The organism is Nonomuraea sp. NPDC050556 (genome assembly GCF_044457355.1).
In the GTDB taxonomy this organism is placed as follows: Bacteria; Actinomycetota; Actinomycetes; order Streptosporangiales; family Streptosporangiaceae; genus Nonomuraea.
Genome location: NZ_JBITGU010000006.1, coordinates 147,757 through 160,838, shown reverse-complemented (window position 1 = coordinate 160,838; position 13,082 = coordinate 147,757). Strand labels below are relative to the sequence as shown.

Here is a 13,082-nt window from a genome sequence, read left to right as displayed (position 1 = left end):
CCGCCACGACAAGTCCGCCGTGAGCAGGCCCTTCTCGCCGGATTCGGTCCCGCAGGTGCCTCCCAACAGGCCCCGAAAAAGGAGCGGCCGCGGCCCCCTGTTGTGCGGGGGACGCGGCCGGAAAAAGGTCGTGCCGTTCTACTGGGTGGTCGGGGTGGTGCAGGGGTCGTCGGACGGGGATGGGCTGGCGGTGTCCGTGACACCCGGGTCAGGCGTCTCGCACGTGGAGTCGTCCGGCACGCAGGTCGCCACCGGCACCGCGTTCGCCGGTGGAGTCGTCGCAGCCGGGTCCGGGGTCGAGGCGGGAGCCGCCGTGGGTTCCGGAGTGGCCGGCGCGGCGGCCGGGTCCGTGACGGTGGACGGGTCCGACGGGTCGGTGGCCGCGGGCGTGCTGGGGGTCACCGTGGGGGTGGCCGTCGGGGCGAGGGCAGCGGGTGGGGTGCACGTGACGGTGACCGTGGGGGTCGCCGTGACCGTGACCGTGGCCGCCGGGGCCGTCACCGTTGCCGTCGTGGACACGGTGGCCGTGGCGGTCACCGTACTCTGGACCGTCACCGTCGCAGCGGGCGCGGCGGACTGCGTCACCGTGGCGCCGGTCGTGACCGTGGTCGTCGCCGAGGGGGTCGCTGTCGTCGTCACCGTCTTGGTGGGCCACGGCAGCACCTTCAGGCTGACCGACGGCTTGCCCTTGGTCTTGTACGAACCCTTGCCCAGCTTCTTCGACGCGTTGCCCGCTCCCGTGGTCACGGGGAGTTCGGCGGCGGCCGTCTTGCATGACGTGCCCTTGCACACCTTCTGCTTCACGGTGAATCGGGCTGCTCCGCCGTACTTGACGGAGACCTCCAGGTAGGAAACGCCCTTCTTTTTCACGACCTTCGTGGTGGCGGTGTATTTCGCCGCTGTGGGCGAGGGCGTCGTCGAGGAGGATGTGACGGGGGTGGCGACGGGGGCCGCCAGATGGTTGGGGAGTGGATTGTCGGCTGCGGTCGGGCTCGTTGTCACGGCCAGACCGCCGAGTGTGGCGAGCGCCATGGTGCAGACCAGCGCAGCCAGAATGATGAATCGCATGATCCTGCTCTTGTGGGAGATTTCAGGACGGGGATCATTATTCCGAGTTGTCAAGATTGGTCAATACTGGGACGTGTGAACAGGCGCTTCCGGATCCGGCGGGTGGCGAACTTCGTCAACCTCTCCACCCCGCTCGGCCTGCTGATCGCTGCGGTAGGCGGAGCGCGACGCGCTCCCGGGCCTGACGGCCTGGTCATCGCGTACGGCTACCGCTACCCCTTCCCCATCGCCGGGGCCTTCACTGTCGGCAACGTGGTCGTGACCAAACACCTCCAACTCGACGATCGCCTCATCACTCACGAGGCCCGGCACGCCACCCAGTGGGCGTGGTGCGTGGGCCTCCCGATGCTGCCCCTGTATTTGGTGGCCATGCTCGTATCGGTGCTGATCTGCGGAAACCAGGCTTCTTACAACCCTTTCGAACGGCTCGCGAACCTGGAGGACGGCGGCTACCCCCGCGTCCCCCCACGCTGGCGCCCCACCCCCAAGTAACCCCTGGCCTGTCGCTCTGACCATGTCCTCTCGGGTCCACCTGTCGATGCATACGAATGGGCACTTGCCCAAGGCCTGCATGTGGCCGTGCATATGAGTGGGCGCTTGCCCAAGGTCTGCGTGTGACCGTGCGTGCGAGTGGGCGCTCGCCCAGGGCGTGCACCTGCGGGCGTGGACGAGTGGGCGTTTGCCCAAGGTGTGTGCGCTTGTGCGCGCGCCTGAAACGACATCGCGTCACGCCCCCCGCTGCCGCGTGCCGGGACTTGAGGCGGGGAGTCACCTGGTCCTTGGCGTACAGGCGAGCACAGGCGGTGGAGCGTGGCTGGTGTTCCTGAAGGTGAGCGGGCGCGTGAAGGGGTGGTGTGGAAATGGTCGTACCCCAGGTGGAGGGCGGGTAGAGCCAGGGGTGAGTGATCCGTAACAGAGGGCAGGGGACCCGACATGTCGCAGACCACGCACCCGCAGGCGCCACCCAGGCGATGGCCTGACACGTTCAGGGACCGGCTCACCGCGCCGCTGCCGGAGTTCAAAGAGCTGCTCAGCGTCGCCTGGCACGGTGGGTTCCGTCCTGACATCGGGGACGCCGACCAGATCCCCGTGCTGCGCGGCGGCGGCCTGCCGCGCGCCGCCACCGGTGAGACCGTGGTCACCTGGGTGGGCCACGCCACCTACGTCGTCCAGATCAAGGGCCTCACGATCCTGACCGACCCGGTGTGGTCGCGCAAGATCCCCGGAGTACGGCAGCGCCTGACGCCTCCCGGAGTCGCCTGGAGCGATCTGCCCAGGATCGACGCCGTCGTGATCAGCCACAACCACTACGACCACCTGGACGCCCCGACGATCCGCCGACTGCCCAAGGACACGCCGATCTTCGTGCCCGCCCGGTTGAAGCCGTGGTTCACGCGGCGGCGGTTCCGCGAGGTGGTGGAGCTCGACTGGTGGGAGTCGGCGTCGGTGGGGGAGGTGCGGTTCGACTTCGTACCCGCGCATCACTGGAGTCGGCGCAGCATCTGGGACACCTGCAAGACGCTGTGGGGCGGCTGGGTGATCGGCGAGTCGGTGTATTTCGCGGGGGACACGGCGTATGGGGAACGGCTGGCGCAGATCGGCGAGCGGTATGCGGGGCTGGATCTGGCGTTGATGCCGGTGGGGGCTTACGAGCCGCACTGGTTCATGAAGCACGCGCACGTGAATCCGGCGGAGGCGGTGCAGGCGTGCCTGGACGTGGGGGCTCGGCGGATGGCGACGATGCACTGGGGGACGTTCGTGCTGTCGGGGGAGCCGTTGCTGGAGCCGGTGGAGCTGACCCGGGCCGAATGGGTGTCCCGCGGGCTCAACCGCCCCGACCTCTGGGACCTCGCCATCGGCGAATCCCGCACCATCACCCCATAGACCACCTGCCCCCGAGCAGACAACACAGCGCCGCCGCAGGTCAGCGCGGGGTGTTGGACGGATACGCAGCAAGGGCGTAGTTGAGGCAGCCGTGCATCGGCGAGCGGCACGGTGTGGCAGGGGCAGGGGCAGGGGCGGGGGGCGGGGGGCGGGATCGCGGGGCATCAGCGTGATGTCACACAGAGAGCCTCAGGGGCTTGGCGCGAGGGTGCGGCAGGGGCCGACGGTTGCGCCGAGGGGATGGGGCGGCTTGGTAAGGGGTCCTCTCGGCGCTGAGAGGTTGGTGGCGCTGGTCGATCTTGGTGATTGGCGGGCTGGGCGCTTTGGGCCTGAGTCTTGCCTGACCGTCAGGGGCTGAGGGCGGCTGACGCGGGCCTGTGGGCTCGGAGCGTGGGGCGCTTCAGGCGGCCGCGGAGGTGGTACGGGCGGTGCCATCGGGGCGGGCTGTGGTGTGGCTTAGCTGGCGCCAAGGGGAGTGGGCGGCGTGGCCCAGGCCAGGGCAGTCAGGAGGTCGGGAGAGGCGGGGGCGGTTGGGAGGGCCTGGGGTTAGGGGGTGGTGGTGGGGTGGAGGGTGAGGGTGTTGGTGGTGGCTTGTTTGATGGCAGCGGCTGAGGTGAGCATCGGGAGGGTTTGGCCCTGGGACCACAACGACGCCTGGTCCCAGTAGTTCGTGTTGAAGGCGTGGCCTGACGCGCCCGTCAGGTTGATCCAGCGGGACTTGTCCAGGTCACCAAGGTCGACGATCATGCGCATCGACGGGACCGAGGTGATCGCATATGTCTTCTGGATGTTCCAGCCCGTCGCGTTCACGGCGTCCTTGTTGCCGGGAACCGGCAGGGGGCCCCGGTTGAACAGGGCTTCGATGGGGGCGATGCCTGACGTGCCGAAGGTGCCGTTCGTCAAGGTCAGTTGGTGGAGGTCGCCCCAGCGCCACGCCTTCACGTCCGGGCCCAGCAAGTCGGACAGCTCCTGATGCGCAGACGCCATCGCCTGGCGCAGCATGTCGTCACGGTGCTCCACCACGCCCTTGGTCGTGACGTCGTCCCAGAACGGGTCGTCCGCTGGCAGGGAGCGGATCACCTCGTACCACCGGTCACCACCGCTGGGCCTGGCCGCCTCCGGCAGGTCGTCGTCGAAGGTGACCTTGAGCAGGTGACGCCACACGGCGTTGAAGTAGGCGGCGGGCGCCGAGTCGAGGCCCTGGGAACCGTCCCACGTGCGCAGCAGGTCGCGGGCCGAGGTGCTCGGCCCGGCCAGGGAGACCTTGAGGAGGATGGGCACGAGGAACTCGGCCAGCCCGTTGTGGTCGTCGGCCTGGATGCGGGCCATCGTGTCCGCGTCGACCTTGCCCTTCCTGGTCTCCTGGGACAGCCGGTCGAGGATGCGCTGGCTGCGGTAGCCGTACGACCAGTCCTTGGTCAAAAGCGGCTGGTAGCGCGCCGGGTCGATCACGGCGTTGTTGGCCGTCGCGATGTAGCCCGAGGCCGGGTCGCTCACCGAGGGGAGCAGGTCGAAGGGGATCGGCGCCGCCTTCCACTCGTACTCGCCGGTCCAGCCAGGCACCGGCCAGGTGCCGTCGCCCTTCTCGCGCACCGGGATGCGCCCCGGCGCCTGGTAGCCGATCGCGCCGTCCACGTCGGCGTAGACGAGGTTCTGCGCCGGGACGTCGAACAGCGAGGCGGCGGCGCGGAACTCGTGCCAGTCGGACGCCGTGTTCAGCTCGAAGATCGCGTCAGCCGCCGTGCCCGGGTCTAGCGCCGTCCAGCGCAACGCCACGGCGTTGGCCTCGCCGCTCGGCTGCACGCTCGACATGACACCGCTCACCAGCGGCCCGTGCCTGGTGGCCCGCACGTCGAGGGTGACGGGCTGGCCGCCGGCGACCTTGATGGTCTCGCGCCTGGTCTGCAGCGGCAGCCACTCGTCCTTGTAGAGGTAGGTGTCGCCCTTGACCTGCTCCAGGAACAGGTCGGCGACGTCGGGCCCGAGGTTGGTGAAGCCCCACGCGACGCGGTCGTTGTGCCCGATGATCACGCCGGGCACGCCGGAGAAGGTGAAGCCGGTGACGTCGTAGGGGCAGGCGTCCGACTTGACCCGGCAGTGCAGCCCCGCCTGGTACCAGACCGAGGGCATCTGCGCCGACAGGTGCGGGTCGTTGGCCAGCAGCGGCTTGCCGCTGACCGTGTGCTTGCCCGAGACCACCCAGGAGTTGGAGCCGATGCCGTCGTGCTCCTCCGTGCCGAGCATCGCGGGCACCCGGCCCAGCGTCTCCGCGGCCCGGGTGAGCGCGGCCGCGCCCTGCTGCTGCGGCTCGCCCTTCTCGTCGAAGCGGCCCTTGGCGATCGCGCCCTGGGTGACGATCGGCTCGTGCCGGTCGAAGGGATAGCCGGGGTAGAGCTGGTCGACCCGCTCGCGCGGCAGCGTGGTGGCGGCCAGCGAGCGGTCGATCTCGTCCTCGAGGTTGGAGCGGAGGTCCCACGCCATCGCCTTCAGCCAGGAGACCGAGTCGAGCGCGGTCCACGGCTCCGGCTTGTAGCCGCCGTTCTGCAGCTTCAGCACCGAGTATTCGAGGCTGCGCGCCGAGGCGTCCGGGTTGGCGGTGAGCCAGGCGTTGACGCCCTTGGCGTAGGAATCGAGAAAGCGCCGCGTCTTGTCGGTAAGCTCGGGCAACTCGCGCTCGGCCACACTGCGCCAACCCATCGTGCGGATGGCTTTGTCCTCCTCCAGCGTGGCCGAGCCGAACAGCTCGGACAGCCGCCCTGAGGTGACGTGGCGGCGGAAGTCCATCTCCCAGAAGCGGTCCTGCGCGTGCACGTAGCCCTGGGCCACCCACAGATCTTCCGGCGTGTCCGCGTAGATGTGCGGGATGCCCGACCTGTCGCGCAGGACGTCGACCGGCCCGGTCAGCCCCGCCACCCGCAACGACCCGTCGACCTGCGGGAACGACTGCCGCACCGTCCACACGCCGACGGCGGCGAGCACGACCGCGAGCGCCACCAGCACGGTGAGGAGGCGCGCCAGCCAGCGCAGGGGACGGGGCATCCAGGCGTAGGGGCGAAGCTTCACGCGACCTAGTTTGGCAGTCGGGTGGGAGTGCGTTGACCAGCCTGTGGATAACTAGTTCCGGCCGATGTCCACCGACAGGTCGAGCGCCAGGACGTGGTCGAGATGGAGGAACGACTCGAACTTCGACCCCGGCTCGACCGAGGCGTCCTGCTCCAGCTCGCGAAGGGCGCGCAGCGCGGTCGGCGTGTGCAGGTCGTCGTCGAAGGCCGCCTCCGCCCGCCGTACATATCCGTCGTGCATGGGCTTGGACGCCGACTCCGCCCACCGCGCCACCTGCGTCCGCCACAAAACAAGCGCTTGGTGGGCATCGCGAAGGGCGTCCCAATCCAGAACCAGAGGATCCCGGTAGTGATGCTCCAGAAACACCAGCCGTACGGCGAGCGGATCGAGACCGGCGTCCACGATCTCGCGCACGGGGATGATCGGCTCGTCGAAGGACACCGAGCCGATGGTGACGTCCACGGCGGGCGGCGGGCCGACGTGCTCCGGCGGGCGCAGGTTCAGCGCTCCCGCGTCGGGACACAGCGCGTCCTGGTACACGACCATGCGCACCTTGTGCCGCTCCAGGACCCTGCGGACCAGGTCGGACAGCAGGTACGCCCGCAGGTCCCCGCTGGCGTACATCCGCCGGGCCCGTGCCGACGCGAGGTCCTGGATCCGCAGCATCTCACTCCCCAAGGAAGCCCAATATGTCCCTGTCGCCCCGCTCGCGCAGCCGGGTCACCACCTCTTCGGGCGTCACCGTGTCCGGCAGCCCGATCCGCGCCCCGATGAGCCGCAGCCCCTCGGCCTCCGACCCCACGGGGGCGGTGTAGCCGATCAGGTGCAGCGCCCTGCTCAGCGGCGGCAGTCCCGGCGCGGCGGCCGGCAGGTAGCGGGTCAGCAGCTCGCCCCCGTCGGAGACGGTCAGGAAGACGTGGTCGCCGTCCTTGGCGTTGAAGTCGGCCAGCGTGTTGCGTATCGACCCCATCGTCGGCTGGTTGTGCCAGCTGATCACCACGTCGCCCGAGGGCGACGACGCGGTCAGCTGCCCTCCAGGCGCCATGCCCAGATAGGCCGCGAACCCGGTCGGCAGGGGCGAACCCGACCCGCGCAGGTGCTCGGCGTTGACGTCCACCCGGTGCCACCAGCGCCCGTCGCGGCTGCGGAAGCTCCTGCGGGTCTCCGAGACGTCCTTGCGCGGCGAGTACGGCTCGGCCGGGGACGTGCCCGCCACCCTGACCCAGCCGCGCTGCGTGCGCTCGAAGCCCGGTCCGCCCGCATAGGCGCGCACCGAGCTCTCGCTGACGTCGTAGCGCGCCGTCAGGTTGGTGACGATCGTGCTCACCGACGCCTCGCCGCCGGCCCGCTCGATCTCGCGGACGATCATCTCCCTGATGCCCAGGTACTCGTCGCCGCCCCACCTGGTCAGCCCGTACTTGTTGCGGTCGATCCTGCGGAACCTGTCGTCCGCCGTGAGCTGGTTGCGTATCCCGACGAGGCTGTAGTCCTCGCCGATGCGCTCCTGGATTTCCTCGGGGGTCAGCGGTTCTCCCGACACGGCGAGCACCGCCTCGGCCTTCTCGTTGATGCTGCGCGGCCACGGCACCACGTGCTGGTCGAGCACGCGCAGCTGCGGCACGTCGAGCAGCCAGCGCTCGGCCACGTCCTCGCGCACGCCGAGCTGCGCCACCATCGACACGGCCTCGCCGATCGGCCTGGGCCCGTCGGTGAACAGCTGCCGCGTCTTCTCGCGCAGCTCGTCCGCCCCGCCGGAGACGAGCCAGCCGTCGGCCTGCTCGTAGCCGGTCAGCAACGTCCGCACGAACCGCCAGGCCGGGATCCCGAGCGTCCTCAGCTCCTCGCGGTGCCAGGGCACCGCGGCGGCGAGGTCGTCAGCCGGTACGGCGGAGCCGAGCCTCGCGCGCAACCACGTCACATGTGCCATGAGCTGCACGGCCCCCGGCCCGGACAGCCAGGCCTCCACGTGGTCGCGCAGGTCGCGCTCGATCTGCCTGATCCGCTCGCGCGTCACGGAGAATCGCTGCGCCAGCTCGTCCAAGGTGGCCCGCTGCCCCGCGTAAAGGCGGTCGCGGGCGATCGCCCGCTGCCGGTCGTCGAGCGCGGCGAACACCTCGTCGATCACCTCGGGCAGCGGCCGGTCGGGCCTGGCTGCCTGCACAGGCGTGCTCTGGCGCTCCTCAGCCGGCTCCAGCAGGCGGTCGAGCACGCCGCTGAACAGCTTGGCCACCACGTCGCGGCCGAGCGTCTCAGGCGTGCTCTCGGCCTCGGCCGGGTCGGAGAACCTCAGCAGCGGCAGGATGTCGCCCAGTTGCAGGTGTCCCCAGAGGGCGACGGCGAGGTCGGTGAGGTGTGCCGCGACCCGCTGCGTGCCGACGATGGCGCAGGCGCGGTCGAGCGGAATGGCCTGCCACCAGGCTTCTGGCAGCTGTTGGTCGTCCGCGATCGGCGCAATCTGGCCAGGGGAGGTCCAGCGCAGGGGTGGCGCCAGGTCACTCAGGCTGAGGTTCATTGGGGTCCAACCGGCAAAAGGGAGAGATATCCGCAGTTCAGACTATGTGATCAGACGTAAAGAAAGGGGGAGGCCCTCCCGGTGTGTGAGATGTAGAGCAGAGAACGCGCCCGGGTGCAGGCCACGTACAGGATGCTGCGCTCGCGTTGTAAGGCGTGCGCACGCTGTCCCGGATCGTCTGGAGGTGTTTCCGGCACGACACCCTCCGTCACTCCCACGAGCGCGACGCGTTCGAACTCCAGCCCTTTGAGACCGGCGAACGTGGTGATGAGCACGTCGGCCCCGGCCAGCGCCTCGCGCGCCCTGCGGACCAGGGGCTGCGTGCGGGCCGCCACGGCGATCTCGGCCGCTGGCACGCCGTCCTCCAGCCACCACTGGACCGTCTGCGCCAGCCCGGAAAGTTCGGCCTCCGGCGTGTCGTACGACCGCACCATCGGGCGCTCGCCGTGATGCGTGGCGCGCAGGCCGTACAGCTCCCAGAACCCCTTCACCAGCCCGTTGGCCGGTCCGCCGCCGCGCAGCCGTACGCCGAAGGAAAGGATCTCGTGCGGCAGCCGGTAGGAGGTCATCAGCGTGTGCTGCTCCGCCGGAATGCCGACCGCGCCCAGCGTGACGCGCGTGTCGGTGACCCGCTGGTGCGGGTCGCCGACGATGAACAGGTCGTTGTGCTCGCGCGGAGCCGCAGCCCGCAAGAGCCGCCACTGCGCGGGGCTGACGTCCTGCCCCTCGTCGACCACGATGTGCCTGTACGGCTTGCGCCCCGGCCCGAGGTCGTCGAGCAGATCGCCGGTGTCCCTGCTGAGCAGGCGCAGCGCCTCGGTCGTCAGCTCGGCCAGGCTGCGCGCCCCCGGGCCGACGAGCGCGGGCTGGCGGCCCTCGGCGTCCGCCACGATGCGCATGGCCAGCCGGTCGACGTTGCCGACCTCGATGCGCTTGCGCGTCACCTCGTCGGTGATCAGCGTGTCGAGCCTGGACGACAGGTCGTTGCTGAGGCTCTGGGTGAGCGTCACCAGCAATACCGGCCCCAGGCCGCGCTCGGCCAGGCGGGCGGCCCTGTGCAGGGCGACGAGCGTCTTGCCGGTGCCCGCGCCGCCCGTCACCAGCACGGGGAAGTCGTAACGGTCCGTCCTGGCCAGGCGGTGCTGCGCGGGATGCAGGAACGTGCACCAGCCGGGCGCGTTCAGCACCCGGTCGAGCTCGTCCTTACCGGGCGTGAAGACCGCCAGGTCCGGGCTGCGCCGCAGCGCGGCGTGCAGGTCGTCCGGGTTCACCGGCCCGGACGGCGCCTCGACGGCCCGGCACGCGTCCAGCTCGCGCCAGGCCTCAGACAGCGACCCGTCACGAGCCAGTACGGCCAGCGGCCGGTATTGCGTCGGCGGCAGCAGTGGCTCCAGCGCCTCCACGTCGGCTTCCGTGGTGATGTGCCGGACCAGGGGCAGCGCGCGCACGTCGATGCCCAGGGCGAGCAGGTCGCCGTCGCAGATCGGGTCGAACAGCCGCGTGGCGCCCGCCGACCTGCGCAACGCGGGCTCCACCCGCTCCAGCGACTCCGCGTCCCACTCCTCGACGACGCCGATGACCGGGTTGACCGTGTAGCGGTGCCGCTGCGCATAGGACCACGCCTCGGCGTCCTCCAGCACGGTGACCGCCCAATAGACGTCGCGCTGACGTACGACGACCGCCCTGAACCCCTCGACCAGACGCAACGTCGCCACACGCGGATCGCGACCGCCCCTGACCCGCTCGGGGTGCGGGCCGCCGGGGGCGTTGGCCAGGAACCGGCGCAGCGCGACCACGACGTCCCTGCGCACCGGCGAGGCCAGTGCGCTGAGCTCCATGGGGAGCTGCGGGCCGATCGCGAGCCGCGGCACGGCGATCAGTCCAGCAGGGCGAGCAGGTCGCGGTCTCCGCGCTCGCGGAGCCTGGTCTGGAGCTCTGGCAGTCCGATCGGCCCCGTCATGCCGATTCTCGTGGCGATCACCCTGGCCGCCTGGTCGGCCGTACCGCCTGGAGCGGTGTAGCCCACCAGGCGCAGCGCCCTGGTGATCGGCGGCGCGTCCGGCGAGGCTGACGGCAGGTGCCTGGCGCGCAGGACACCCTCGTCCGACAGGGTGAGGAACAGGTGACCGCCCTCCTTCGCACCGACGTCGGCCAGCAACCTGTTGACCGACTCCAGCGCGGGCCTGCCGTGCCAGCTCATGGTCAGCTCGCCCGCCGCACTCCTGACGGTACGGCTCTCACCGGGTGTCAGTCCGAGATATGCGGCGAAACCACTAGGCAGCGGGCACTCGCCGCCGCTCAGTTGCTCGGCGGTGACGTCGACGCGGAGCCACCAGCGGCCGTCCGGCTGGCGGAAGCAGCGCCTGGTCTGGGAGACGTCCTTGAGCTTGCCCTCCTTGGGCGGGCCGTTCTGCGCCTGCGGCTGGGGCTGCGCGGGCTGGAACGCGCCGAACATCGGCGGTCCTGCCGGCGGGTCCTCCTGCGCGCCCCCGAAGGGCGGGAACGGCGGGGCGGGCTGCGGGAACGGCGGCGCCGCCGGAGGATAGGGCTCCTTCCGCGGCGGCGGCTCCTGCGCCTTCTGCGGCGGGTAGGGCTCCTGGACCTTCTGCGCGGGCAGGGTCGCCAGGACGAACTGCCACGCGGGCACGTCCAGGGCGCGGATCTCGCCGCGGTGCCAGTCGGCCGCGCCGATCAGCACGTCCTTGGGCGGGGCGACGCCGATCGTCTTGCGCAGCTCGTCGAGGTGCTCGCGGTACGGCGCCGCCTCGTGGCTGGACAGCCACGCCTGGAGCCTGGCGCGCAGCTCGGCCTCGACCCCGGCGATCTCGCTGGGGGAGACGGCGAACAGCTTGGCCAGCTCCTCCACGGCGGACGGCGCGTCGGTGAAGACCCGGTTCTGCGCGACGGCCCAGCTCTTGTCGTCGAGCCCGGCGAAGGCGGACTCGATCAGCTCGGGCAGCCCGGCGGGCCGCTGCGGTTCGGGAACAGCCTCGACGACCGGCTCAGGGACGGGCTCGGGCTCGGGCTCCGGTTCGGGAACCGGCTCAGGCTCGGGCTCGGGAACCGGCTCAGGCTCGGGCTCGGGAACCGGCTCAGGCTCGGGCTCAGGCTCCGGTTCAGGAACCGGCTCGGGCTCGGGTTCCGGCTCGGGCTCGGGCTCCGGTTCAGGAACCGGCTCCGGCTCCGGCTCTGGGATGGGCTCGGGCTCCGGTTCGGGCAGCGGCTCGGGCTGGAGCTCCAGGTTTTGTGCGTCCTGGGGCTCTTCCACGGGAACCGCCACCGGGGCGGCGGCCGCGCGCAGGTCCGGCGCCAGCCGTACGAGAACGGCAGCGAACAGCGTGTTGAGCACGGGACGAGCCTGGATGAACGGCGCGTCCACCAGTTCCCGGCTCGTCAGCCGCAACAGCCCCGCCCACGACCCGGCCCGGTCGATCGCGATGGCCACGTGGGGCTCGTCCGCGTCGTCCGGGTCGAGCACGTGCAACGCGGGCAACACGTCCCCCACCGACGCGGCGGGCCAGTGCTCCAGCGCGATCTCGGTAAGGAGCTCGCCCAGAGACTCGGGCCCGATCGCCGCGAGCACGTGAGGCATCGGCAGGCTGCGCCACCAGGCCTCAGGCAGCTCGGGCTGCCCCGTCAATAGCGTGATCGTGGACGCATCGCTCCACCTCAGCGGTGGTACGAGGTCGCTCAGGCAGAAGTTCATCCCGTTCCGTTCACCAGCCCCTCACGCCGCGGTCACGGCTCGCTTCTCGCCGCCCACGGAACAGACCATAGTCTGGCAAAACGGCCCTACGCATCATGGACTACGCATCAGCGCCGAACAGCGGCGAAGCGTAGACGTACGTAGTCGGCCATCCAACCCGTCTCCCGGCGCAGCGCGGGAGCGGCCAGCTCGTTGACGCGATGCAGGAGCGGGTCGACGATCTCGGGCGGCAACCCCGCAAGCAGGCTACCTGCGAACATCCGTACCCAGTCAGCGGCCCCGCGCGGGCACTCGTCGAGCGGGGTGGGGCGGTCGAAGTATTCGAGGATCCTGACCACGAATCCCCCCTGCTCCAGACGATGCGCATATTCCGCCGGGGTCGGGAAATACCAAGGCATTTCCGGTTCGCGCAGGCCGTACTCGCGCCAGGCGGTCGACATCGCGGCGGTGAGTTCCGCGCAGTTGCCCGAGCCACCCATTTCCGCCACAAAACGCCCCCCGGGCAGCAGCGCCTCGCGCACGTTGGCGATCACCATCTCGGGATCGCGGCTCATCCAGTGCAGCGCGGCATTGGAGAAAACGGCGTCGAAGGACTGCGCGACGGAGAAGTCATGGCCGTCGCCGATGATGAAGTCGAGGCCGGGATGCTGGGCGATCGCCTTCTCGATCATCGCGGAAGAACCGTCGATTCCCAGCACATGCGCACCGCGCGCGGCGATCTCGCCGGTCAGCACCCCCGTGCCGCAGCCGAGATCGAGAACCCTCTCTCCCGGCCGCGGGTCGAGCAGGTCCACCAGGGGCGCACCCTGGGCGGACACATAGCCGAAGCTGGAGTCGTAGGCGCGATGA

The 13,082-nt window shown here is 70.4% G+C and carries 9 protein-coding genes; 2 read left to right on the top strand and 7 right to left on the bottom strand.

Annotated features, from left to right (window positions below; genetic code table 11):
- Nucleotides 1-138: 138 nt before the first annotated feature.
- Nucleotides 139-1,068, bottom strand: a complete 930-nt coding sequence (locus ACIBG8_RS47525; RefSeq protein WP_397349922.1) for a hypothetical protein — start codon at nucleotides 1,066-1,068, stop codon at nucleotides 139-141.
- Between the two features lie 75 nt (nucleotides 1,069-1,143).
- Here ACIBG8_RS47525 and ACIBG8_RS47520 point away from each other — a divergent pair, with 75 nt between their 5' ends.
- Both ACIBG8_RS47520 and ACIBG8_RS47515 read left to right on the top strand, forming a co-directional pair.
- On the top strand, nucleotides 1,144-1,560 hold the full coding sequence (locus tag ACIBG8_RS47520; protein ID WP_397349921.1) for a hypothetical protein: 417 nt from the start codon (nucleotides 1,144-1,146) through the stop codon (nucleotides 1,558-1,560).
- Between the two features lie 441 nt (nucleotides 1,561-2,001).
- Entirely contained in the window at nucleotides 2,002-2,952 is a 951-nt protein-coding gene (locus tag ACIBG8_RS47515) for an MBL fold metallo-hydrolase (RefSeq protein ID WP_397349920.1), read from the top strand.
- A gap of 546 nt (nucleotides 2,953-3,498) precedes the next feature.
- Here ACIBG8_RS47515 and ACIBG8_RS47510 read toward each other — a convergent pair.
- The 6 genes from ACIBG8_RS47510 to ACIBG8_RS47485 form a co-directional block, all read right to left on the bottom strand.
- Nucleotides 3,499-5,991: a penicillin acylase family protein gene (locus ACIBG8_RS47510; protein WP_397350464.1), complete on the bottom strand. Its 2,493-nt coding sequence runs from the start codon at nucleotides 5,989-5,991 to the stop codon at nucleotides 3,499-3,501.
- Nucleotides 5,992-6,066: 75 nt separating this feature from the next.
- A complete protein-coding gene (locus ACIBG8_RS47505; RefSeq protein WP_397349919.1) occupies nucleotides 6,067-6,681 on the bottom strand; it encodes a hypothetical protein in 615 nt (204 codons plus the stop codon).
- A 1-nt stretch (nucleotide 6,682) separates the two neighbouring features.
- Entirely contained in the window at nucleotides 6,683-8,527 is a 1,845-nt protein-coding gene (locus ACIBG8_RS47500) for a sigma factor-like helix-turn-helix DNA-binding protein (protein WP_397349918.1), read from the bottom strand.
- A gap of 50 nt (nucleotides 8,528-8,577) precedes the next feature.
- Nucleotides 8,578-10,398: a UvrD-helicase domain-containing protein gene (locus ACIBG8_RS47495; RefSeq protein WP_397349917.1), complete on the bottom strand. Its 1,821-nt coding sequence runs from the start codon at nucleotides 10,396-10,398 to the stop codon at nucleotides 8,578-8,580.
- Nucleotides 10,399-10,403: 5 nt separating this feature from the next.
- Nucleotides 10,404-12,167, bottom strand: coding sequence for a hypothetical protein (locus ACIBG8_RS47490; RefSeq protein WP_397349916.1), 1,764 nt, complete (start codon nucleotides 12,165-12,167; stop codon nucleotides 10,404-10,406).
- A gap of 173 nt (nucleotides 12,168-12,340) precedes the next feature.
- Nucleotides 12,341-13,027: a class I SAM-dependent methyltransferase gene (locus tag ACIBG8_RS47485; RefSeq protein WP_397349915.1), complete on the bottom strand. Its 687-nt coding sequence runs from the start codon at nucleotides 13,025-13,027 to the stop codon at nucleotides 12,341-12,343.
- Between the last annotated feature and the right edge of the window lie 55 nt (nucleotides 13,028-13,082).